Here is a 23130-nt window from a genome sequence, read left to right as displayed (position 1 = left end):
TACATAGGCGATCCGTCGCTGCAACTCTTACGCAGGCCTTTGAACCCATCAATGCGGATCCTGCTGCACCATGAGAGATTTGACGCCTAGGATCTGACGGAGTTTGGATCGATAAAAATTCATTTCGAACCGTCCATGCTCGTAGACAAACATTTCCGTCGTCTCTAGTGGCACGGCTGAGCGGTCCGCCTGCATTGAGGATCGCGCCCTCCACGGTGGGACGCGGACATGTACGGAAAGAGGACGACGTATATCCGCTACTGCCCCCTCAGCCGAATGGATTGTCGAGTTTCGGCTAGCCAGCGCACCGCCATGGCGATGGCATCCGCATCCCTTGCTACCTTGAAGTGAGTCGTACCAGCGACGCAAGGCATGTCCAAATCAACCCCCAACAAAAAACGGGATGGCCGCAAGGCCATCCCGTTCTCGACACACCCGACCGGCGCAGCGCCGATCAGTTCTTCAAACCGCGGTTTTCCAGCAGCGGCTCGACGCTGGGATCCTTGCCGCGGAAGTCGCGGTACAGCGTGGCCAGGTCGACGGTGTTGCCGCGCGAGAGGATCTTGTCGCGGAAGATGTCGCCGTTGGCGCGGGTCAGGCCGCCGTGCTCCTTGAACCACTGGAACGCGTCGTCGTCGAGCACTTCCGACCAGAAGTAGGCGTAGTAGCCGGACGAGTAGCCGCCGCCCCAGATGTGGTCGAAATAGGTGGTGCGGTAGCGCGGCGGCACTTCCGCCAGGTCCACCTTGTACTTCTTCAGCGAGTCGGCCTCGTACTTGTCCACGTCCTGCAGCGGCGCGTCGGCCGGCAGGGTGTGCCAGGACAGGTCGAGCAGCGCCGCCGACAGGTATTCGGTGGTGGCGTAGCCCTGGTTGAAGGTGCGCGACTTCTTGATCTTCTCCACCAGGTCGGCCGGCATCGCCTCGCCGGTCTGGTAGTGCTTGGCGTAGTGCGCGAACACCTTCGGATCCGACGCCCAGTGCTCGTTGAACTGCGAGGGGAACTCGACGAAGTCGCGCGAGGTGGCGGTGCCGGCCAGGGTCGGGTACTTCACGTTGGAGAACATGCCGTGCAGCGCATGGCCGAACTCGTGGAACATGGTGGTGACGTCGTCGAAGCTCAGCAGCGCCGGCTGGCCCGGGGCGGGCTTGGTGAAGTTGCAGACGTTGTAGACCACCGGCTTGGTGCCGGTCAGGCCGTTCTGGCCGACGAACTCGTCCATCCAGGCGCCGCCGGACTTGCTGTCGCGCTTGAAGTAGTCGGTGTAGAACAGCGCCAGCGACTTGCCGTCCTTGTCGAACACTTCATAGACCTTCATCCCGTCGTGGTAGGTGGGGATGTCGGCGCGTTCCTTGAAGGTGAGGCCGTACAGCTGGTTGGCGGCGTAGAAGACGCCGTTCTGCAGCACGTTGTCCAGTTCGAAGTACGGCTTGATCTGCGCTTCGTCGAGGTCGTACTTGGCCTTGCGCACCTGCTCGGCGTAGAAGTCCCAGTCGGCGGCGGTGAGCTTGAAACCGCCCTTCTGCGCGTCGATCACCTTCTGCATCTCCGCGGCTTCGCTGCGCGCCTTGGCGGTGGCGGCGGGCACGGTGTCGGTGAGCAGCTTCAGCGCCGCGGCCGGGGTCTTGGCCATCTGGTCGCTGAGGCTGTAGGCGGCGTAGCTGTCGAAGCCGAGCAGCTTGGCCTTCTGCGCGCGCAGCTGCGCCAGGCGCTGCACGGTCTGGCGGGTGTCGTTGGCATCGCCCTTCTCGGCGCGCGACTGCGAGGCGGCCATCACCTGCTGGCGCAGGTCGCGGTCCTTCAGCGAGGCCAGCACCGGCTGCTGGGTGGTGTTCTGCAGGGCCAGCAGGTACTTGCCGTCGAGCTTGCGCGCGGTGGCGTCCTGCGCGGCCGAGGCGATGTCGCCGTCGGACAGGCCGTCGAGCTTGGCCTTGTCGTCCACCACCACCGCGCCGGCGGCGGTGGCCGCGACCAGCTTGGTGTGGAACTGCGTGGCCAGGGTGGTCTCTTCGACGTTGAGCTTGCGCAGGGTGGCCTTGTCGGCATCGGACAGCTGCGCGCCGGCGCGCACGAACTCCTGGTATTCGTACTCGACCAGGCGCTTCTGCTCCGGGTCCAGGTTCAGCGTGTCGCGCTGGTCGTACAGGCTCTTGATGCGCGCGAACAGCTTGGGATCCAGGCTGATCTCGTCCTGGTGCGCGGCCAGCTTGGGCGCGATCTCTTCCTGGATCTTCTGGCGGGCATCGTTGGTGTCGGCCTGCACCAGGCCGAAGAAGATGCGCGACACGCGGGTCAGGGTCTCGCCGCTGCGCTCCATCGCTTCGAGGGTGTTGGCGAAGGTGGCCGGTTCCGGGTTGTCGGCGATCTTGCGGATCTCGGCCAGGTGCTGCTTCATGCCTTCTTCGAACGCCGGCAGGTAGTCGCTGTCCTTGATCTTGTCGAACGGCGGCGCCTGGAACGGCAGCGTGCTGGGGGTCAGCAGCGGGTTGGCGGCGGCGGCGGGCTGCGCGGCGGCCGGAGCAGCGGGGGCGGCGGGCACGGGGGTGGACTCCTTACCGGAACAGGCGGCCAGCGCCAAGCTGATGGCAGCGGCCAGAACGACGTTACGCGACATGAGGTGGAACTCCTGGGAGGACCTGGGGCCAAGACAGCCGTGCACGTTACCGGGTTTGGATGGCAGCGGCATGTGCCATTGGCTCGGCCCGGCGCGGCAGCCAGCCGGCGTACAGATCGCCGGGCGCGGGCACGCGCGCGCCGCTGCATCGGCGGGCTGGCCGCGGTGGGACGCACCGGGCCGGATGGATCACGCACGCGCCCGGGCCGGCGGCACCGCCGGCCCGTGAGCACTCCTTACTGCCCGCCGGGCAGCGGCAGCGCCTCGTCCTTGAAGATGGCCACGTGCGGCACGCCGTCGGCGCCGATCCAGCCGCGGTACATGCCCTCGGTGTTGAACGGGAAGGCCACGCTGCCGTCGGCGCCCAGCGCGATGGCGCCGCCGTCGCCGCCGGCCTTGGGGATCTGCTGGTCGATCACCGCATCGGCGGCCTCGGCCAGGCTCTGCCCGGCGTACTTCACCCGCGCACAGATGTCGTAGGCGGCCACCGCGCGGATGTAGAACTCGCCCCAGCCGGTGCCGGACACCGCGCAGCGGCTGTCGGCGAAGGTGCCGGCGCCGATGATCGGCGAGTCGCCGACGCGGCCGTAGCGCTTGTTGGTCATGCCGCCGGTGGAGGTGCCGGCGGCCAGGTTGCCCTGCAGGTCCAGCGCCAGCGCGCCGACCGTGCCGAAGTGCTTGGCGGTTTCCAGATCGGCGTGCGCCTGCTTGTTGGCCTCTTCCTTCAGCGCCTGCTGCAGTTGCTGCCAGCGCTTCTCGGTGCGGAAGTAGGACGGGTCGACCAGGGCGATGCCGTGCTGCTTTGCGAAGACCTCGGCGCCATCGCCGACCAGCATCACGTGGTCGGACTGCTCCATCACCGCGCGCGCCAGTGCGATCGGGTTCCTGACCCGGTGCACGCCGGCCACCGCGCCGGCCTTGCCGGTGCGGCCGTCCATGATCGCCGCGTCCAGTTCGTTGCGGCCGTCGTGGGTGAACACCGCGCCCTTGCCCGCGTTGAACTGCGGCGAGTCCTCCAGCTCGGCGATCGCCGCGGCCACCGCATCCACGGCCGGCTTGCCCTGCGCCAGCAGCGCCTGCCCGGTGCGCAACGCCTGCTCCATCGCCGCACGCGCCTCGGCCAGGTCGGCGGCGCTGCTGCTGGCGCGCTCGACGCCGGCACCGCCATGGATCACCAGCGTGGTGGCGGGAATCTCGCGCATGCGCCCGTCCTGCACCGCGTAGTAGCGGTGGAACACTGGCGCCTCGACGCGGCCGTCGGGCAGGTGCAGGGTGGAGCCGGGGCCGACGCCAACCGTCTCGATGCGCGCGGCCTGCAGCGGCTGCCCGGCCGGGGTCGGCGGCGTCAGCGGCCCGGCGACCACGGTGGCCACGGCCTGCGGATCGGTGGCATAGACGCGCGCGGTGCCGTCGCCCTCCACCGCCACTGCGGCGCTCTCGTCCACGCCGAGACCGATCAGCGGCTCCCCCTTCGGCGCCAATGTGGCGGCCTTGGCGCGGAACGCGAACAGGCGGCCGAGGCGGTCGCGCTCGCGGAAGTGGGTGTCGGTGATGACCCGCTTGAGCAGGTCCAGGTGCAGGAAGTCGGTCTCGAGGGTGACCGCCGGCCCCAGCGGATCGGCCAATGCCGCCGGGCTGGTGAGGCTGCCGCCGTCCATCGCGCCGTACAGGTACTCGCCGAGCATCGCCAGGCCGGCGCTGGTGCCGCCCAGAGGCTTGCCGGCGCGCACGTGCGCGTCCAGCGCATCGGCCACCGGGGTGTTCTTCCAGTAACGCACGTAGCGCGACTGGTCGCCGCCGGCGATGAAGATGCCATCGGCGCGCGCCAGCGCGCGCAGCAGCGCCGGATCGCTGGAGGCGCCGCGGCCGCTGAACACGAAGGTCTCCACCGAAGCCACGCCGCCGACCTTGCGGTAGAACTCCTCGCCTACCTCGCCCGCCTGCGAGGCGCGCAGCACCACCACGTGGCCGTGCCCGGCCTTGGCCAGGAACCAGCGCAGCGCGTCATAGTTGCGGTCGCCGCCGCCCATCAGCAGCAGGCCGGGCGACACCGGACCGGGCGTGGGCGCGGCCGGGTCGCCGACCAGGTACTGGCGGTACTCGCGCGCGACGGCGGGCGTGGCCAGACACAGGCCCAGCAGCAGGGAGAGCCAGGGCCGGAACAGGCCGACGGAACGGGTCATGCGGATCTCCTCGGGAACGGGACGGGCAGGCGAGCGTGCGGCTCGCTGCTGAGAGGGGACGAACGGCGGCACGGTTTCCCCCCGCCACCGCCACCCTCCCACGTTCGCCTGCGCGGCACTTGCCCGCAGCTGCCGGCGATCGGCTAATGTGGGATCCATGTCCGCTTCCCTCGACGATTGGTTCGTCCAAGAAATCCTGGTCCACGAGCAGGCGCTCAGCGGCTACCTGCGGCGCTGCTGGCCGCATCGCGAGGAATGGCACGACCTGCGCCAGGAGATCTATGTGCGCGTCTACGAGGCTGCGGGCAAGTCCCGGCCGAGCCTGCCCAAGTCGTTCCTGTTCGCCACCGCGCGGCACCTGATGACCGACCGCCTGCGCCGCAATCGGGTGGTGTCGATCGAGGCGGTGGGGGATCTGGAGTCGATGCACGTCCTGGTAGATGAGCTGTCGCCGGAACGCTGGTGCGGCGGACGCCAGGTGCTGGGCCGGCTGGCCGCGGCCTTCGACCGCTTGCCGGACCGCTGTCGCAGCGTGGTCTGGTTGCGGCGGGTCGAGGAACTGCCACAGAAGGAGGTGGCCGTGCGCCTGGGGATCAGCGAGAAGAGCGTGGAGAAGCAGGTGGCCCGGGGCATGCGCTTGCTGGCCGATCATTTCCATGGCGACGAGGGCGCGACGGCGCCGGCGGCGCCGTTGCAGGCGCGCGCACGCGATGGACAGCAAGTGGATTGAGGCGCGTGCGGCGGCCTGGCTGGCGCGGCGCGACCGCGGCGACTGGACCGACGCACGGCAGGCGCGCCTGGACGCGTGGCTGGCCGCGGCCACCGCGCACCGGGTGGCGTTCCTGCGCCTGCAGGCGGCCTGGCAGGAAAGCGGGCGCCTGCAGGCGCTGGGCGCAGGCCAACGCGACGGGCAGGTGCCCGAACGCGGCCGCTGGCAGGGCCTGGGCGGCCGTAGCGCGGCGGCGCCGCCCGCCGCGGCGGCGGCCGCACCGGATCTGCGCGACCTGCGCTTCGCCCCGCGTTCGCCCGCGCGCCCGCGACGGCGCTGGCCGGCCGCGCTGGCGGCGACGCTGCTCGGTGCCGCGGTGTTGTCCCTGGTCTGGCGCCATGCCGTCGAACCGGTGCCGACCGCCTACGCCAGCGTCACCGGGCAGTTGCGGCCGGTGGCCCTGGCCGACGGCTCGCAGGCCACGCTGAGCAGCGACAGCCGCATCGCCGTGGCGCTGTCGCGCGCGCAGCGGCATATCGACCTGCAGCGCGGCGAAGCGTTCTTCGCGGTGAGCAAGGACCCGGGCCGGCCGTTCGTGGTCGCCAGCGGCGCGCGCCAGGTGGTGGCGGTGGGCACGCGCTTCGCGGTGCGCCGCGACGCCGACGCGCTGCGCGTGGTGGTGACCGAAGGCACGGTGCGGCTGGAGTCGGCCGATGCACCGCACGCGCCACCGTTGCTGCTGCCTGCCGGCAGCATCGCCCAGGCCGGCCCGCACGGGGTGCTGGTGCGCCGGGTGGCGCTGGCCGAGGCCGAGCGCGCGCTGGACTGGCGCAGCGGCTACCTGAGTTTCGACGACACCCCGCTACAGGCGGCGGTGGCCGAGTTCAACCGCTACAACACGATCAAGCTGCAGGTCGCCGATGCCGGCGCCGCGGCGCTGCGGGTCGGCGGCAACGTGCGCTGGTCCAACGTCGACGCCTTCGTGCGCCTGCTCGAACAGGGCTTCCCGATCCGCGCCGAGCGCCGCGGCGACACGGTGCTGTTGCACAGCCGGTAAGCCGCCCGCGCCGGCGTGCGCGATGGCGGGGGGATTTGCCGGTCTCGTTCGTCCTGGAGCTACGAAGGCGCGCTCCGCGCCCGTTTGGGGGAGAAAACTCGATGCGGTATCCGATGCGTGCCCTGCTGCTGAGCATGGCCTGTGCGAGCGCCTGCGCGGCGCAGGCGCAACCCGCTGCCGTGGCCGCCACCGGCACGGTGGACGTCCCCGCCGGCCCGCTGCGTGCGGCGCTGGACGCCTTGGCGCGGCAATCCGGCGTGCAATTGCTCTATCGGGCCGACCAACTGGGCGAAGCACGCAGTGGCGGTGCGCACGGCCGCCTGGATACCGCGCAGGCGCTGCAGCAGGTACTGCGCGGCAGCGGTTTCGTCGCCGAGCGCGACGCCTCCGGCGCGTGGCTGGTGCGGCGTCAGGCGCCGGCTCCGGCGCGCACGCCAGCGGCCCGTGTCGCCACGCCGACGCCTGCAGCTGTACCTGACGCCCCGGTGGCGCAACTGGACACCCTGCGCGTCACCGGCTCGCGCATTCCGCGCACGCAGGTGGAAGGCCCGGCGCCGATCAGCGTGATCAGCGCCGAGCAGATCAAGGCCAACGGCTTCACCTCGGTGCCGGACGTGCTGCGCGCGATGACCCAGAACGGCGGCGAAACGCAGAGCCCGCAGTCGGCCAGCGGCGCCGACTTCTCACCCGGCGCGCAGCAGGTGGACCTGCGCGGACTCGGCCCCAACCACACGCTGGTGCTGGTCAACGGCCGCCGCATCGCCGACTTCCCGATGCCGTTCAAGGGCCGCAGCAACTTCACCGACATCTCCAACATCCCGCTGGGCATGATCGACCGCATCGAGATCCTGACCGGCAGCGCCTCGGCGATCTACGGCTCGGACGCGATCTCCGGCGTGGTCAACTTCATCCTCAAGAAGCACGCCGACGGCACCACGCTGGACTACCGTTTCGGCGACACCACCCGCGGCGGCGGCGAGAGCTTCAACCTCAGCCTCAGCAGCGGCTGGTCGCGCGGCAACTTCGACGCGGTGTTCGGCGCCGAACTGGTGTCGCAGACGCCGCTGTGGGCCTATCAGCGCGGCCGCCAGGACAGCACCCTGGACGGCCCCACCGCACGCGCGCAGGTGCCGCGGCGCACCTTCCTGCGCACCGATTACGACGACAACTATCTCGATCCGGGCGCGGACACCTGCGCGGCGGTGTCCGCGCTCAACGGCGGCAGCACCGGCTACGCCACCCGCCCGGGCTATGGCGCGTTCTGCGGCAGCAGCGCCTCGATCGGGTACGGCACCATCACCAACAAGCGCCGCGGCCTCAACGGCTACGCCTCGCTGCGCTACGCCTTCGACAACGGCAGCGAGTGGTTCGCCGACGTGCAGGTGGGCTACCACGAGCTGTCGCTGTTCCGCGACGTGACCCAGTGGGGCTACATGGCCCCGGACGGCAACGAGCAGGGCTATTTCTACAACCAGGCCACCGGCCAGGTGGAAGCCTGGGGCCGCCAGTTCAGCCCGGAGGAAATGGGCGGCCTCGATGCCGGCACCATCCGCACACGGCAAAAGACCTTCAGCGTCACCACCGGGTTCAAGGGCCGCCTGGGCGCGGACTGGGACTACGAAGCCAGCCTCAGCCACTCGCAGTACCAGGCCACGATCAGCTGGCCGCAGATCGTCGCCGCGCGCGCCAACGCGCTGTTCCTCGGCCCGCAACTGGGCGTGGACGAGGATTCGGGGCTGCCGATCTTCGACGCCGACCCGCAGCGCCTGTACACGCCGCTGAGCCGTGCCGAGTACGACAGCATCGCCCGGCGCACGGTGTACCAGCCGCGCTCGCGCACCGACACCCTCGCCTTCACCGCCACCAACACCGCGCTGTTCTCGCTGCCCGGCGGCGATGCCGGCATGGCCGCGACCGCCGAATTCGGCAACCAGGCCTACACCCTGCGCCCGGATCCGCTGGCCACGCAGTACTACTACTACAGTTGGAAGGACTCCGACGGCCACGGCAGCCGCAACCGCTGGGCACTGGCCAGCGAGCTGCGCCTGCCGGTGCTGTCGACGGTGTCGCTGAGCCTGGCCGGGCGCTACGACCAGTACCGCTTCGCCGGGCGCTCGCTAGGCAAGTTCACCTACAGCGGCGGGCTGGAGTGGCGGCCGGTGCAGTCGCTGCTGGTGCGCGGCTCCTATGGCACCGCGTTCCGCGCGCCCGACCTGCACTACGTGTACGCCGGCCCCGGCAACGACGAGACCACCGGCGTGGACTACTACCGCTGCGCCAGCGAGGAGCCGGGCGTGGCGATCCAGGACTGCAGCTACAACGAGGAAGCGGTGATCCGCGGCCGCAGCGGCAACCGCGCGCTGGACCCGGAGAACAGCACCTCGTGGACCGCCGGCCTGGTGTGGTCGCCGATGGCCGACCTGGACCTGTCGCTGGACTACTTCGACATCGACATGCGCGACCAGGTGCAGGACCTGCGCGTGGACCAGGTGCTGCGCGACGAGGCCGATTGCCGCCTTGGCGTGCTGCAGGCGGCCTCCACCACCTGCCAGCAGGCGCTGGCGCGGGTGACCCGCAGCGCCGACGGCCGCCTGTACGGGGTCTACGTCAACCCGATCAACATCGCCCGCGAACGCACCAACGGCGTCGACCTGAGCGCGCAGTACCGTCTCGACACCGGCATCGGCACCTTCCGCCTGAGCGGCAACTACACCTGGGTGCGCCGCCACGACATCCAGGTGTATGCCGGCGAAGCGATGGTGGACGAGTTCGCGGTCAACAGCGGCTACGACATCCCGCGCACCAAGGCCAGCGCCAGCGTGTCGTGGGAGCGCAACGCCTGGACCGCGACGCTGCACGGCGAACGCCTGGGCCGGCTGCCGAGTTCCGATTCCTACGATCAGGTCTACGACCCGGAGAGCGGCGACAGTCCGTGGATCGGTGCCACCTACCGCTACAACGCCTCGCTGCAGTACCGCTTCACCGACCACGCGCAGCTGTCGCTGACGGTGACCAACCTGTTCGACACGATGCCGCCGCACGACCGCACCTACACGGCGTATCCGTACTACGACGTGTCCTGGTTCGACACCGTGGGCCGCAGCGTGTACCTGCAGTACACGCAGAAGTTCGGCGGCAGCGCGTTGTAGCGCGGGGCGTCCAAGCGATGATGTAGGAGCGGCTGCAGCCGCAACAGGCGTTACCGAAGGCCTGTCGCGGCTGCAGCCGCTCCTACAACAGACACTCGGCCTGTGCGTGCAGGCGCAAGGTCCAGCGCATTGGCACCGACGCGGCACCGATGCACTGCAGGGCGCATGTGGGAGCGACTTCAGTCGCGACGCATGGAACCGAAGCGGGCTGACCCCGTCAGTCGTCGGGACTGAAGTCCCTCCCACAAGGACGCCCGATCAATACCCCCGTAGGAGCGGCTTCAGCCGCGACCGGAGCGTTCCCGATGTCCCGGTCGCGGCTGAAGCCGCTCCTACGACATCGGTTGGTGCTGTTGAGTAAAACGACAGATGCGCGTCGGGACTGAAGTCCCTCCCACAAGCGCGCCCTCTGCTGGCGCCGCACCTGTAGGAGCGGCTTCAGCCGCGACGGGTAAAGCCCAAAGCTAACTGACCACCTTCATGCTTCGGGACTGAAGTCCCTCCCACAAGGGCGCCCGACCATTCCCCCCGTAGGAGCGGCTTCAGCCGCGACCGGGCCGTTCCCGATGTCCCGGTCGCGGCTGAAGCCGCTCCTACGACATCGGTTGGTACCGTTGGTCAAGGCGGCGGATGGGCGTCGCCGTCAGCCGCCGCTGCCGCTCACAACGTGTCGCGATGCTTGCCGCGCCATGGCCGGTACCAGGTGCGGATTGCGGCGATGTCGGCCTGCATGTCCTCGCTGGTGTACACCGGCTCGCCGAGGCCGACGGTACGGCTGGGATAGTCGAAGTACACCGGAAAAATCGGGACCTGCGCGCCGTGGGCGATCTTCCAGAAGCCGGTCTTCCACTTCTCCACGCGCTTGCGCGTGCCCTCGGGGGTGATCACGTACCACATGCGCTCGGCGCCGCGGATCAACGCCACCGCCTGTTCCACCACCCCGCGCGGCGAGGTGCGGTCCAGCGGAATGCCGCCGAGCTTGCGCAGCAGCGGCCCCAGCGGCCACCAGAACAGCTGGGTCTTGCCCAGCACGCGCACCTCGAAGCCGACCGCGAACTTGACCGCGAAGCCCAGGAACCCGTCCCAGTTGGACGAATGCGGCGCCACGATCATCACCAGCTTCGGCACGTTGGGGAACTCGCCCACGACCCGCCAACCGGTCACCCGCAGGGCGGTGCGGCCGAGCCAGCGCATGAAGCGGCTGGGCTTGACCATCGGCATGTTCGGCGGCGCTGCGGGCAGGCGGTAATCGCGTTCGGTCAAAAGTCACTCCCAGCGGCCGGGCGACCGGCCGCGTTTGATCTGGCTGCGCTCGCGCTTGGCGTCCAGGCGTCGCAACTTGGCGCCGTGCGAGGGTTTGGTGGCGATGCGCCGCTTCGGCACCGACAGCCCGGCGGCGATGAACTCGGCCAGGCGCTGGCGCGCATCGTCGCGGTTGCGGTCCTGGGTACGGAAGCGCTGCGCATCGATCACCAGCACGCCCTCGGCGGTGATGCGCCGATCGCGCCGCGCCAGCAGCCGCGCGCGCAGCGGCTCCGGCAACGACGGCGAGCCGGCCAGGTCGAAGCGCAACTCGACCGCGGTGGCGACCTTATTGACGTTCTGCCCGCCGGCGCCGCTGGCGCGCACGAAGCGCTCGACGATTTCGTCCTCCGGAATCGTCAGGCTGCTCGAGATGTGGATGGCCCCATTACCCATGGCGCGGATTGTAGGGCATCCGCCGGACCGCCTGATTTCCGGGCCGGGGAAGACTGAACGGCGCAGCCGGCGGTCGCCGGCCCGCGGCGCCCCGTCGGGCGACGGCAGGGCCGCGGCGATTGCCGTATTCTGGCCGCCGGTCATCGTCCTGCAGGATGCTCCATGTCCCCGACTCCGCGTTTCTTCCGTTGGCCGCAGCGCCTGCTGCTGGTCCTGCTGCTGGCCCTGGCCGCCGTCCCGGCGCTGGCCGAACCGCCCACCGATGCCGACGTCAACCGCCTGCTGTCGGCCTCGCGCGCGCAGAACATGCTCGACACCATGCTGCCGCAGATCGAGGCGATGCAACGCCAGCAGTTTGCCCAGCTCACCGCGCAGCACCCGCTCGACGCCGCCCAGCAACAGAAGCTGCAGCAGATCCAGGAGCGCACCCAGGCCACCGTGCGCAAGGCGCTGTCCTGGCAGGAGATGCGCCCGCTCTACGTCAACCTGTACAAGCAGACCTTCTCCAAGCAGGACGTGCTGGCGATGGCCGAGTTCTACGAGAGCCCGGCCGGCCAGAGCCTGCTCGACAAGACCCCGCAGCTGATGCAGAACCTGATGGGCGCAATCCAGCAGAAGATGACCCCGCTGTTCGCCGACCTGCAGAAGGACCTGGAACAGACGGTCAACACGCCGCCGGCGAAATAACTAAAACCGATCTTGCCGTCGTAGGAGCGGCTTCAGCCGCGACCGGGCGTTATCGAGGAAGCCCGGTCGCGGCTGAAGCCGCCCCCACGACAGCCGTCAGGCTTGCGGCGTTCCCTGCTGACATCGCATCCGGATGCATCACCCTCTCGATGCTGTGCCAGTTCCGACGTGGAAGCGCGATCACTTCCGGGTGAGCGACGTCGATCGTGACAGTGGCCGGTAAAAACGCGCTTACCGACGTCGCTCGCACACCCCACGCGCAGCATCAGGCAGCCGCTATCCTCCCGCATCCACCTGCCACGGCGCAGGATCCCAGCCGAACAACCCGAACGCCCGCACGAACGCCGCATCCAGCGGCGCCGTCACCGCGATCCGATGCCCGTCCGGGTGCGGAAACGCCAGGCGCTCGGCGTGCAGCAACATGCGGTGCACGCCTTGCATGCGGAAGATGCGGTTGTGGCGGCCGTCGCCATGGCTGGTGTCGCCGATCAGGTGATGCGAAAGATGCTTGAGGTGGCGGCGGATCTGCCGGAAGCGCCCGGTCACCGGGCTGCAGCGCAGCAGCGCATAGCGCGACGTCGCGAACTCGCCCGACGGCACCGGCAGTTCGCCGCAGGCCAGGCGCGCGAAGCGGGTCTGCGCCGGTTTCTTCAGCGGCTTGCCGGGGCCGCCGTCGAGATCGTGGTCGACGTCGAAGCGCTCCTCGGCCGGCCAGCCGCGGCAGATCGCCAGATAATCCTTGTCCACTTCGCCGCCCATCAGCGCCTTGCCCAGCGCACTGGCGGTGTCGCGGTCGAAGGCCAGCAGCAGGCAACCGCTGGTGGCGCGGTCCAGCCGGTGCACCAGGAAGATCGGCCGACCCAGCTGCGCACGCAGGCGGTCGGCGAGGAAATCGTCCTCGCCGCGGGCGAGCTTGCTGTCGTGGACCATCAGCCCGGCGGGCTTGTCGACCACGGCCAGCAGCGCGTCCTGGTACAGGATCTGCAAAGGAGGTTCGGCGGTATTCACCTGCGGATTATCCGTGCCGCACCGGCGCGCCACAATGCGCGTGGCGTGCCTGGAGTCCAGGCGCGCGACGCGTCGGCGCGCGACGACGCGGACACGCCCGCATGGCGGCGGATGCTAGATCGCGATCCCGCGCCTGCGCGGCGTGCCGCTGCGCCGCGGCGGCGGTCGCCCCTGCGCACCGGAAACCGCGCCTCACGGCGCCGATACCTACGCGTCTTTGACCGCCAGCAGTTCGCCGTTGCCGACCGGCAGCGTGGTGCAGGTGAAGGCCGCATCGGCCTGCAGCAGCGCCGCGAACGGCGCCATCTCCGCCGCGTGCGACAGCGCGTTGTCCACCACCAGCAACCCGCCTGGCCGCAGCACCCGGCGCAGTTGCGGCCACCAGTCGCAGTACAGCGTGCGCTCGGCGTCCAGGAACACCAGGTCGAACGCGGCCGACGCCGCGTCGGCCAGCCATGCGCCGGCATCGGCGTGGACCAGTTCGACGCAGCCCTCCACGCCGGCACGGGCGAAACTGCGCTGCGCCAGCGCGATCTTGTGCGCGGCGTACTCGAGCGTGACCACCCCGCCGCCAAGCGCCGCCGCAGCCTCGGCCAGCCACAGGGTGGAATAGCCGTTGGAGGTGCCGATCTCCAGCACCCGCCGCGCCCCCGTGGCGCGCACCAGCACCGCCAGCAGTTCGCCGGTTTCCGGAGTGATGTTGAGCAGGCGCTGCGCGCGCTCGGACTCGCCGGCGTCGTGGCGCGGCCCCTCGGCGCCGAGTTCGGTCCGCACCGCCTGCAGTTGCGTGCGGTCGAGCGTGGCCGCGGTCAACGCCGCCACCATGCCGACAGCAAGGCCGCCACGCCGGCACCGCCGCTGATCCACGCCCACAGCGACACCCCGCCCAGTTGCGGGCCGCCGGCGTCGAGCGCGTACAGCAGCGTGGCCACCGTGAGCAGGCCGACGCCGGCGATCGCCGCGACCACCCGCCGCTGCATGCGCCGCACCAGCAGGTTGAGTTCGAACAGGTCGCGCGAGCGCATCGACAGCTCATGCCGGCCCTCGACCTGCTGGCGCAGCCAGCCGTGGATCAGCCGTGGCATGTCCGGCGCGTGGGTCATGATCTCCGGCAGGCGCTTGCGCAGTTCGTGCAGCGCCCGCTGCGGGCTGTAGCGCTCGATCAGGATGCGTTCGAGCACCGGCCGCGCCACCGCCCAGATGTCCAGCTCCGGGTCGAGCTGGCGGCCGACGCCTTCGATGTTGAGCAGGGTCTTCTGCAGCAGGATCAGCTGCGGCTGCAGGGTCAGCTGGTAGCGCTGGGCCACGCGGAACAGCTTGATCAGCACCTCGGCCAGCGAGATCTGCGACAGCGGCCGGGTGAAGTACGGCTCGCACACCGAGCGCGCCGCGGCCTCCAGTTCGTCGATGCGCACGCTCGCCGGCATCCAGCCGGCCTCCACGTGCAGCTCGGCCATGCGCCGGTAGTCCTTGTTGAAGATGGCCATGAAGTTCTCGGCCAGGTAGTACTGATCTTCCTGCGAGAGTTGGCCCATGATGCCGAAGTCCAGCGCGATGAAGCGCGGGTTGTCGCGGCGCGCCGGGTCGCTGTCGACCCAGATGTTGCCGGCGTGCGCATCGGCATGGAAGAAGTTGTCGCGGAACACCTGGGTGTAGAACACCCGCACGCCCTTGGCCGCCAGCGCGCGGCGGTCGATGCCGGCAGCGTCCAGCGAAGCGATGTCGTCGGAGGGAATGCCGCGCACCCGCTCCAGGGTCAGTGCACGCTCGGCGGTGTGGGTCCAGATCACCTCCGGCACGTACAGATCGTCCGAATGCAGCCAGAAGCGGCGCAGCACGCTGGCGTTGGCGCCCTCGCGCTGCAGGTCCAGCTCCGCGGCCAGGGTGGTCTCGATCTCGGCCACCACCTCGCGCGGGCGGATCTTGTCGGCGCGCGGATGGGTGCGCTCGACCAGCGCGGCGGCCGATTTCAGCAAGGCGATGTCGGCGTCGATCTGCCGTTCGATGTCCGGGCGCAGCACCTTGACCACCACTTCGCGGCCGTCGTGCAGCGTGGCCGCATGCACCTGCGCGATCGAAGCCGAGGCCAGCGGCGTGGTGTCGAAACTGGCGAAGGCGACGCCGATCGGCTGCCCCAGCGCCTGCTCGACGATGCGCCGCGCGGCCTCGCCGTCGAACGGGCGCACCCGGTCCTGCAGCAGGGTCAGCTCCTCGGCCACGTCCGGCGGCATCAGGTCGCGGCGGGTGGACAGGATCTGCCCGAACTTGACGAAGATCGGCCCCAGGTCCTGCAGCGCCAGGCGCAGGCGCGCCCCGCGCGACTGCGCGGCGATGTCGGGGCTGGCGCGCGGCACGAACGGCTTGGCCAGGCGCAACCAGCGTTCGGCCGGGGTGCCGTCGAGCAGGTCGTCCAGGCGATAACGCAGGATCACCCGGCCGATCCGGCTGGCACGGAACATCGCCTTCATGCGCCGCGCTCCGGCTGCAGCCGCGCCACCCGCGCAGCCAAGCGTTCGATATCGTCGCGCAGCACGTCGACGTCGTCGTAGAAGGCCTCCAGCTCGGCGCGCGCGACCACGTCGCGCGACTCCTCGGTGACGTACTCGGCCGCGCTCTGCGCCAGATCCTGCGCACTGCGCCGGGCCTGCTGCAGGGCCGAACGCGCGGTGTTGGCCACCTGCACGCCGAGCACCTCGCCGAACACCTGCACGAACGGCCGCTGCCAGTCCGGATCGAAGCGCGTGGCCAGGTGCTGCAGGCGCCGCGCCAGTTCGGCGTCGCCGGAGACCCGCACCCGCCCACCGGGGCCGCCGGTGCGCCGCGCCTGCGCCAGGAACGGCAATTGCGCGAGCAGGCCGCCGAGCGTGCTGCGCACCGCCAGTTCCGGCTCCTGCGCCGGATCCACCGGTCCGACCCGCAGCTGCGTGCCGTCGACGCGGATCTGCAGGGCCAGCGCGGGCGCCTCCAGGGTCAGCGCCACGCGCTGGCCATCGAGGTCGCGCAGGGCATCGCCGGTTTCCGGGTCCAGCGCCAGCGCGCGATTGAGCGCCGCTTCCAGCGCGCGGCCGGCCAGGGGCTTGAGAGCATCGAAGGGGGATCCAGACATGCCCGCATTCTAGCGGCAGACACGTCGCAAGGCCGTGCGCAGGGCGAGACAGATGCTGCACCCGTGCCACCGCTCGCCGCTACTGCGCCTGCGCACCGCCCAGGTGCCTGCTCAGGAAGGCCAGCAACTGCGTTTAGCTGGCGCGCCGATGCGCTCTATCGGCGGCCACGTCGGTGGGGCCGGCACGCCGCAGCACGCCCTCCAGAAACGACTTGCCCGCGGCGCAGGGCACCGCGGGCAAGAAATCGACGTTCGATCGTCGCGGAAGGACTACACCTTGCCGCGGCGGAACATCGAGATCACCGCCAGGATCAGGAACACCACGAACAGGATCCAGGCGATGTTGGTCGCCGCACCGGCGATGCCGCTGAAGCCGAGCACGGCGGCGATGATGGCGATCACGAAGAAGATGATGGCGTAATGCAGCATGGCAATATCCAGAAGTTGTCGTGCCGAATCGGCGCGGCATCATCTTCGGCAAATAGCGGTCGTCAGCGGGTGACGGACGTGTCGTGGCGCCATGAGGACGCCAACCGCTGCAGGCCCTGCTCGATCGTCACCTGCGGCACGTAGCCGAAGTCGCGTCGCGCCGGTTCCATGCTGTACCAGTGCGGGGTGCACAACTGCTCGGCCAGAAAGCGCGTCAGCGGCGGCTCGCCGCGCAGGCGCAGCAGCGGCCACAGGGTCTCGCACGTGGCGCCGATGCGGTAGGCGGCCTTGAACGACAGCGTCTTGGTCACGGTCGGTGCACCGACCGCGGCGAGCAGCTTGTTGAGCAGTTCGCGCATCGGCAATGGCTCGCCGTTGGAAATGAAGTAGGCCTTGCCGGCGCAGGGCGCCCCCACCGCCAGGTGCTCGAAGGCGTCGAAATGCGCCTGCGCGGCGTTGTCGATGTAGGTGGAATCGACCTTGTTGTCGCCGCCGCCGACCAGGCGCACGCGCCCCGCCCGCGCGCGTGCGACCAGCTTGGGCAGGATCTGGTTGTCGCCCGGCCCCCAGATCAGCCGCGGACGCAGCGCCACCACGGCCAGTTGCGCGTCGTTGGCGGCCAGCACCATGCGCTCGGCGATCGCCTTGGTCGCCGCGTACGGCGCCTGGAACTCCTCGCCGTAGGGCACCTGGTCCGCGCCCAGGCCTTCGACCGGATGGGTGGCGCGGTGGGTCACGCTCGGCGTGGAGGTGTAGACCAGGCGCCCCACGCCACGCGCGCGGCAGGCGGCCAGCACGTTCTCGGTGCCGACCACGTTGGGCTGGTAGTAGCTGTCGTAGCTGCCCCAGGCGCCGGCCTTGGCGGCGTTGTGGAACACCGCATCGGCGCCGGCCAGCGCATGCTGCAGCGCCTGCGCGTCGGCCAGGTCGCCACGCACCTGGGCCACGCCCAATGCCTGCAGTTCCGGGTAGTGGCCGCGGTTGAAGCTGACCACCTGGTGCCCGCGCGCGACCAGCCCGCGGCACAGCGCCTGGCCCAGGAATCCACCGCCACCGGTCACCACGATCTTCATCGCCACACTCCATTGTCAGGGCGGCCATTCTGGGGCCGGCCTTGCTGCACGCCAACGTCGCCCAGCAGCACAGGCACGCCAGACCAGCTGCCGCGTGCACTCATTTACGCTGTTCCGCCGCCCACAGCGCCAGCTTTTCGCGGCCGATCTTGGCGTTGTGGCGGATGTCCACCGGGAACCCCGGGTGGCTCAGGAAGTCGACGATGCCGGCCGTGTGCGCATGCGCGGCGGCGGTGTCGCGCAGTTGCTGCTGCAGCGCCTGCAGTTCCGGGCCGCTCGACAGCATGGCGTTCACTTCGAGCTCGTAGCACAGCACCGGACGCTGCCGGCCCGGCTCGCCGATGCCGACCAGGGCGGTGCGGCCGATGCCCGGCAGCGCGTTGAAGATCGGCTCCACCTGTTCGGTATACAGCGGCCCCTGCGCGGTTTCCACGCGCTGGGTCTTGCGCCCGCAGAACCACAGACGGCCCTTCGCGTCGAAATAGCCGACGTCGCCCATGCGGTGCACGATGCGCTCGCTGCCGTCGTCCAGGCGCTCACGGATCTTGGCCAGGCGCGTGGCCGCGTCGCGGTTGAAATAGGTGTCGGTGGCAGTCGGGCCGGCCACGGTGATCTCGCCGACCGTGCCCACCGGAACTTCGCGCACGCCGCTCCACTCGGGAATGGCGGCATCGTCGATGGCGATGATGCGCACCTCGTTGGGCGGCACCACGGTGCCGATGCAGGTGCCGGCGCCGTTCTCAGTGGCCGCGCGCGTGTCCTGCAGCTCGCGACCCTCGATCACCGCCACCGGCAGGCACTCGGTGGCGCCGTAGGGCGTCCAGAACCGTCCATCCTCCGGCAGCAGGCTGCGGATCCGCGCCACCACGTCCGGCGGCACCGGCGCGCCGGCCGAGGTGGCGCAGCGCACGTTGGTCAACGGCTTGCCGTAGTCGGCCAGCACCCGCATCAACGCGGGCGACCCGAACAGTTGGGTCACGCCGAAGCGCTGCATCGCATCGTGCAGCTTGCGCGGATCGACCTTGGCCGGACGCGTCGGGTCCATGTCCGGGATCACCGAGGTCAGTCCCAGCGCCGGGTCGAACAGCGCGAAGGGCGGGAAGGTCGGCAGGTCGATGCCGCCCGGCTGCATGTCGAAGGCATTGCGCATCAGCTCGATCTGGCCGACGAAATGCCGGTGCCGGTAGACCACGCCCTTGGGCACGCCGGTGGAGCCGCTGGTGAACAGGATCGCGGCGACGTCGGCGGCGGCCGTATCGGCCAGTTGGCTGCCGGCGCCCTGGCCGGCGCGCTCGATCCGCGCCAGCGTGGTGCCGCCCCAGGCCCAGCGCCGGCCGACGGTGACGATCCGTTTCGCCGAGCGCGCCCAGCCGAGCAGGCATCGCGCCAGCTGCGCCAGCGGAATGCCGATGAAGGCCTCCGGCTGCGCCTCGTCCAGGCATTGCTTGAGCGCGCGCCGGTCGATGCCGGGGTCCACCAGCACCGGCACCGCGCCGGCCTTGAACAGCGCGAACATCAGCAGGAAGAACTCGGGCGACGGCCGCACCATCACCACCGTGCGGGTGCCGCGGCCGATGCCGTAAGCGCCCAGGCCGGCAGCGATGGCATCGCTGCGCGCATCCAGCTGCGCATAGCTCAGGGTCACGTCGTAGGCCGCCATGCCGCCGGGGCCGGGCCGGCCGGGGCAGCGCATGGCGATCTGGTCCGGGCGCTCGCGCGCCAGCCGCGGCAGCGTGGCCGCGATGTTGCAGGTCGTGGTCATGCGCCGATTATCGCCGATGCGCCGGGCCGCAGCCGACAGCGCGCCCGTGACGGCCACGGCTGAATGCCGCAGTGCTTGCAGCGCGCGCCGGTTCGGTCAGAATGCCGCGCCCCCCACCGCTGTTCGCCGCGCAAGGCCCGGCTGCCATGTCCCATCCCTGCCTCACCTGCGGCGCCTGCTGCGCCTACTTCCGCGTCAGTTTCCACTGGAGCGAAGCCGATCCCGCGCTGGGCGGCAGGGTCCCGTTCGAGCTCACCGAGCCGTTGCGCACCCATGAGCGGGTGATGCGCGGCACCTCGCAGGCGCAGCCGCGCTGCATCGCCCTGGACGCGGACATCGGCCGCTACAGCCGCTGCAGCATCCACGAGCGGCGGCCATCGGTGTGCGCGGCGGTGCCGGCCTCGCTGGAATTCGGCGAACGCAGCGCGCAATGCGACAAATCGCGGCTGGCGCACGGCCTGCCGCTGCTGACCCCGGCCGACTGGGACGGCGTGGTCGAACGCAATCTGCCGGACGCCTGAGCGGCGGCGGTCGCCAGGAGGGCGGGGAGGCCGTAGGAGCGGCTCTTGTTCCCGTCTGTGGGACCAGCGGCGAGCGGCGTTGCCGGAAAGCCAGGTCGCGGCGGAAGCCGCTCCTACGAGACGACGAGCCCCTGGCAGCATCCGGCGAGCGGCGCGACGCACGCGGCACCCGCGCGCCGCCTCGGCTCAGCGATGTTTCCAGGCAGTCGGCACCGGATTGGTCACCGTGTTCTTTTCCAGGGTGTAGGTGCCGTTCTGCTGGGCGATGGCCTCGCCGGTGTCGACGATCGCATTCTGGATGAAGACGTTCTTGTCCTCGCCGCGGATGAAGGTCAACTGGTGGAAGGCGGTCTTGTTGCCCCAGTCCTCGGACGGCAACGAGATGAAGCGGATCGTATAGGTCTGCTCGTCGAAGCTGCCCTGCAGCACGTACACGCCGTAGTGGTTCTCGCCCTGCGAGATGATCTTGTACATGCCGTTGCTGTAGTAATAGATCTCCGCATCGGGGAACGGCTTCTTGTCGTACAGCTTGCGGTAGTGCAGCACCTGCTTCCAGGTGGGCTGGCCGAATCCCACCGCCAGCGTCTTGCCGTCCGCGGACGTCGTCAGGTCCTCCGCATGCACGCCCGGCACGCTCATCGCCATCAGCAGCATCGCCATTGCCATCGCTTTCACTCTCGGTCTCCGGTCGGATTGCGTGCATCGTCCGCTTCGACGCAACGCGCACGTCGGCGGCGACTGTACACAGCCGCACATGTTGCAGCACGGCAATCGGTAGCAGTTTGCGTGCGCCCGTGTAGACGATGCACGGCGCAGCGGCGCCGTCATCGCGACGCATGTCGCGGCAATGCTCTCCGCATCGCTGCACGCCAATGCGGCGCACGGCTGCACGCCGGCACCCGCCGCGTAGCGCGCTCACGCCAGCGGATGCGCGTCCAGAAAGCGGCGGATCGCCGGCACCAGCACCTCGTGCTTGTCTTCCAGCACGTAGTGGTTGGCGTCCTCGAAGGCCATCACCTCGGCCTGCGGCAGCGCGCGGCGGAAGCCCTCCAGGAAATGATGGTCGAAGCAGATGTCGCGCAGGCCCCAGCCGATGAAGGCCGGTCGATCGGCGAACGACGGCAACGCCTGCTCGGCCCGCGCCAGCAGCGACCAGGCCTTGTCCGCGGGCGACAGCGGGATGTCCTGCATGAAGCGGATGGTGGAGATGCGATTGGCCCAGCTGTCGTACGGTGCCACGTAGGCGCGACGCACGTCGGCGGGCATGCGCCGCGACACGCCCAGCCACGACGCGCCCGAGGAGAACGCATTGAAGGTGCGGATGAACCACTCGCCCATGCGCCAATGCCGGCCCATCGCGATCTGCCACGGCATCGGCTTGGCCGCCGGCAGCGGGAACGCCGCGGTATTGGTGATGACCAGGCGCCGCACCTGCGCATGGTGCGACAGCGCCCAGCCGAAGCCGATCATGCCGCCCCAGTCGTGCACCGCCAGCGTCACCGGTCCGTCGATGCGCAGATGCCGCAGCAGCGCGTCGAGGTCGTCCACGCGCGATTGCAGGGTGTACTCGTAACCCGGCTGCGCGCCCGGCGCATCGTCCGGCTTGTCCGACAGGCCCATGCCGATGTGGTCGGGCACGATGCAGCGGTAGCGATCCGACAATCCGCTCACCAGCGTGCGCCACAGATAGCTCCACGACGGATTGCCGTGCAGCATCACCACCACCTCGCCATCGCGCGGGCCCTCGTCGAGATAGGACATGTGCAGCCCCGGGCGAACCTGGAAGCGCTGCGGGATGAAGGGGTAACCGGGGTAGTTCATGCGGGGGACCGATGCGATGTGGAGAGGGATGAGAACGGCGGCGCCGCGGCGCGTGGCGCATCGCCGTCGGCGTGCGGCACCGGAGGGCTCATAGTGGCTGCGCACCCTCGCTGAGGATGTCCAGATAGGCCTGATAGGCGAACACGCGGTGCCGCTGCTGTCCGGTGAGTTCGTTGACGATATCCAGATCCTGCAGGGTGCGGATGGCGGCACGGATCGTCGGTGCGCTGAGCGGCAAATGCGGCAGGACCTGCGGCACGCCGAGCAGCACACGACGCGCGAACTGCTCAAACACCAGGCCGACGTTGCCGGCGCGCGTTCCCAACCCGGCGATACGGGCACGGTCGGCCGCCAGCAGCGCCAGCAGGCGCTGCGCGGTGGTGACCGCCTGTTGCGCCGTGTCCGCCACGCCCTCGAGAAAAAAATCCAGCCAACCTTCCCAGTCGCCCTCGGTGCGCACCGCATTGAGGCGCTCGTCATAGCGCGCGCGATGACGCTTGAAGAACAGGCTCAGATACAGGCTGGGTGCGCGCAGCACACCTTCGTTGCACAGGATCAACGCGATCAGCAGCCGGCCCAACCTGCCGTTGCCGTCGCTGAAGGGATGGATGGTTTCGAACTGCACATGCGCCAGAGCCGCCTTGACCAGCGGCGAGACATCGCGGTCCGGCGCGTGCAGGAAACGCTCGAAGGCAGTCAGCGCCGCATCCAGCGCCTCCGGCGGCGGCGGCACGAAATGCGCCAACGCCGGCGAGGCACCGCCGATCCAGACCTGGCCCGAACGGAACTCGCCCGGACGTTTGCCGGCACCACGCCCACCTTGCAGCAGCAGGGCGTGCATCTCGCGGATCAGGCGCAGCGACAGTGGGAAGTCGTCCTGGCGCAAGCGTCGCAACCCGTGGTTCAACGCGGCGACGTAATTGGAGACCTCCTCCACGTCGTCCAGGGGAACACCCGGCGCCTCGTCCAGCTCGAACAGCAGCAAGTCGGACAGCGACGACTGCGTGCCCTCGATCTGCGAGGACAGCACCGCTTCCTTGCGCACGTAGTGGTAGAGGAACAGCTCCGGGTCCGGCAGCATCAGGGTGATGCCATCCAGGCGACCCAACGCCTGGTCGGCCTGTTCCTTGCGCGCGATCAACGGCGGCGCCGCCAACTGCAGCGGCGGCTCGGGCGGCAGCGGGTCAGGAACGAACGCCTGATAACGGCTGCCGGCCAGCGATCCGGGGACGTAGTGTCCGGTACAGCGTCGAAGCGACATCGGGCAATCCTTGCCGTGGCTGGGGAAGGCTCTTAGGAAAGAAATCTAGCAA

At 69.8% G+C, this 23130-nt stretch carries 19 protein-coding genes and 1 pseudogene; 5 read left to right on the top strand and 15 right to left on the bottom strand.

Annotated elements, in window-relative coordinates:
* Positions 1 to 454 precede the first annotated feature (454 nt).
* The 3 genes and pseudogenes from dcp to FHR56_RS20730 form a co-directional block, all read right to left on the bottom strand.
* Positions 455 to 2614, bottom strand: coding sequence for a peptidyl-dipeptidase Dcp (gene dcp / locus FHR56_RS19390; RefSeq protein WP_184502833.1), 2160 nt, complete (start codon positions 2612 to 2614; stop codon positions 455 to 457).
* 236 nt (positions 2615 to 2850) lie between these two features.
* The gene (locus FHR56_RS20735) at positions 2851 to 3816 is read right to left on the bottom strand and encodes an isoaspartyl peptidase/L-asparaginase (RefSeq protein WP_237473338.1); all 966 of its coding nucleotides are present in this window, start codon (positions 3814 to 3816) and stop codon (positions 2851 to 2853) included.
* Between the two features lie 216 nt (positions 3817 to 4032).
* Positions 4033 to 4644: pseudogene (locus FHR56_RS20730) on the bottom strand (cyanophycinase); the annotation flags it as partial.
* Between the two features lie 310 nt (positions 4645 to 4954).
* Between FHR56_RS20730 and FHR56_RS19380 the strand changes: the two are divergent.
* The 3 genes from FHR56_RS19380 to FHR56_RS19370 all read left to right on the top strand — a co-directional run bounded on the left by FHR56_RS19380 (position 4955) and on the right by FHR56_RS19370 (position 9712).
* A complete protein-coding gene (locus FHR56_RS19380; protein ID WP_160947882.1) occupies positions 4955 to 5527 on the top strand; it encodes a sigma-70 family RNA polymerase sigma factor in 573 nt (190 codons plus the stop codon).
* Positions 5508 to 6563 (top strand): FecR domain-containing protein, encoded by a 1056-nt coding sequence (locus tag FHR56_RS19375; RefSeq protein ID WP_160947883.1) that lies wholly within the window; start codon positions 5508 to 5510, stop codon positions 6561 to 6563. Before FHR56_RS19380 ends, FHR56_RS19375 begins: the two co-directional genes overlap by 20 nt.
* Positions 6564 to 6676: 113 nt before the next feature.
* Positions 6677 to 9712, top strand: a complete 3036-nt coding sequence (locus FHR56_RS19370; RefSeq protein WP_237473333.1) for a TonB-dependent receptor — start codon at positions 6677 to 6679, stop codon at positions 9710 to 9712.
* A gap of 660 nt (positions 9713 to 10372) precedes the next feature.
* On the opposite strand, the gene FHR56_RS19365 is transcribed toward FHR56_RS19370, so the two are convergent.
* Together FHR56_RS19365 and arfB are read right to left on the bottom strand one after the other, a co-directional pair.
* Positions 10373 to 10927: a lysophospholipid acyltransferase family protein gene (locus FHR56_RS19365; RefSeq protein ID WP_160947945.1), complete on the bottom strand. Its 555-nt coding sequence runs from the start codon at positions 10925 to 10927 to the stop codon at positions 10373 to 10375.
* A 51-nt stretch (positions 10928 to 10978) separates the two neighbouring features.
* Entirely contained in the window at positions 10979 to 11410 is a 432-nt protein-coding gene (gene arfB, locus FHR56_RS19360; protein ID WP_010340085.1) for an alternative ribosome rescue aminoacyl-tRNA hydrolase ArfB, read from the bottom strand.
* A 162-nt stretch (positions 11411 to 11572) separates the two neighbouring features.
* Here arfB and FHR56_RS19355 point away from each other — a divergent pair, with 162 nt between their 5' ends.
* Positions 11573 to 12097 carry a DUF2059 domain-containing protein gene (locus FHR56_RS19355; protein WP_160947885.1) on the top strand — a complete coding sequence of 175 codons (525 nt, stop codon included), beginning with the start codon at positions 11573 to 11575 and terminating at the stop codon, positions 12095 to 12097.
* Between the two features lie 276 nt (positions 12098 to 12373).
* Here FHR56_RS19355 and FHR56_RS19350 read toward each other — a convergent pair whose 3' ends face one another.
* The 7 genes from FHR56_RS19350 to oleC all read right to left on the bottom strand — a co-directional run bounded on the left by FHR56_RS19350 (position 12374) and on the right by oleC (position 19475).
* The gene (locus FHR56_RS19350; protein ID WP_343160768.1) at positions 12374 to 13141 is read right to left on the bottom strand and encodes a pseudouridine synthase; all 768 of its coding nucleotides are present in this window, start codon (positions 13139 to 13141) and stop codon (positions 12374 to 12376) included.
* Between the two features lie 171 nt (positions 13142 to 13312).
* Entirely contained in the window at positions 13313 to 13930 is a 618-nt protein-coding gene (locus FHR56_RS19345; protein ID WP_160947887.1) for a class I SAM-dependent methyltransferase, read from the bottom strand.
* Positions 13915 to 15573, bottom strand: a complete 1659-nt coding sequence (gene ubiB, locus FHR56_RS19340; RefSeq protein ID WP_160947888.1) for a ubiquinone biosynthesis regulatory protein kinase UbiB — start codon at positions 15571 to 15573, stop codon at positions 13915 to 13917. The genes FHR56_RS19345 and ubiB overlap by 16 nt, the downstream gene beginning before the upstream one ends.
* Positions 15570 to 16211, bottom strand: coding sequence for an SCP2 sterol-binding domain-containing protein (locus FHR56_RS19335; protein ID WP_160947889.1), 642 nt, complete (start codon positions 16209 to 16211; stop codon positions 15570 to 15572). Before FHR56_RS19335 ends, ubiB begins: the two co-directional genes overlap by 4 nt.
* Before the next feature lie 270 nt (positions 16212 to 16481).
* Positions 16482 to 16640, bottom strand: coding sequence for a DUF1328 domain-containing protein (locus tag FHR56_RS19330; protein WP_003468167.1), 159 nt, complete (start codon positions 16638 to 16640; stop codon positions 16482 to 16484).
* 62 nt (positions 16641 to 16702) lie between these two features.
* On the bottom strand, positions 16703 to 17713 hold the full coding sequence (gene oleD / locus FHR56_RS19325) for a 2-alkyl-3-oxoalkanoate reductase (protein WP_160947890.1): 1011 nt from the start codon (positions 17711 to 17713) through the stop codon (positions 16703 to 16705).
* Between the two features lie 100 nt (positions 17714 to 17813).
* Complete coding sequence (gene oleC / locus FHR56_RS19320) at positions 17814 to 19475, bottom strand: olefin beta-lactone synthetase (RefSeq protein ID WP_160947891.1); 1662 nt, start codon at positions 19473 to 19475, stop codon at positions 17814 to 17816.
* Positions 19476 to 19621: 146 nt separating this feature from the next.
* On the opposite strand from oleC, the gene FHR56_RS19315 reads away from it, so the two are divergent.
* Entirely contained in the window at positions 19622 to 19996 is a 375-nt protein-coding gene (locus FHR56_RS19315; protein WP_043095431.1) for a YkgJ family cysteine cluster protein, read from the top strand.
* 186 nt (positions 19997 to 20182) lie between these two features.
* Here FHR56_RS19315 and FHR56_RS19310 read toward each other — a convergent pair whose 3' ends face one another.
* The 3 genes from FHR56_RS19310 to FHR56_RS19300 form a co-directional block, all read right to left on the bottom strand.
* Positions 20183 to 20662 carry a hypothetical protein gene (locus FHR56_RS19310; protein WP_160947946.1) on the bottom strand — a complete coding sequence of 160 codons (480 nt, stop codon included), beginning with the start codon at positions 20660 to 20662 and terminating at the stop codon, positions 20183 to 20185.
* 249 nt (positions 20663 to 20911) lie between these two features.
* Positions 20912 to 21817: an alpha/beta fold hydrolase gene (locus tag FHR56_RS19305; RefSeq protein WP_160947892.1), complete on the bottom strand. Its 906-nt coding sequence runs from the start codon at positions 21815 to 21817 to the stop codon at positions 20912 to 20914.
* Positions 21818 to 21905: 88 nt separating this feature from the next.
* Positions 21906 to 23078 (bottom strand): Fic family protein, encoded by a 1173-nt coding sequence (locus FHR56_RS19300; RefSeq protein WP_184502830.1) that lies wholly within the window; start codon positions 23076 to 23078, stop codon positions 21906 to 21908.
* Between the last annotated feature and the right edge of the window lie 52 nt (positions 23079 to 23130).

The sequence above is a fragment of the Xanthomonas sp. F10 genome (genome assembly GCF_014206815.1).
In the GTDB taxonomy this organism is placed as follows: domain Bacteria; phylum Pseudomonadota; class Gammaproteobacteria; order Xanthomonadales; family Xanthomonadaceae; genus Xanthomonas_A; species Xanthomonas_A indica.
This window is presented reverse-complemented; position numbering and strand designations above follow the sequence as displayed.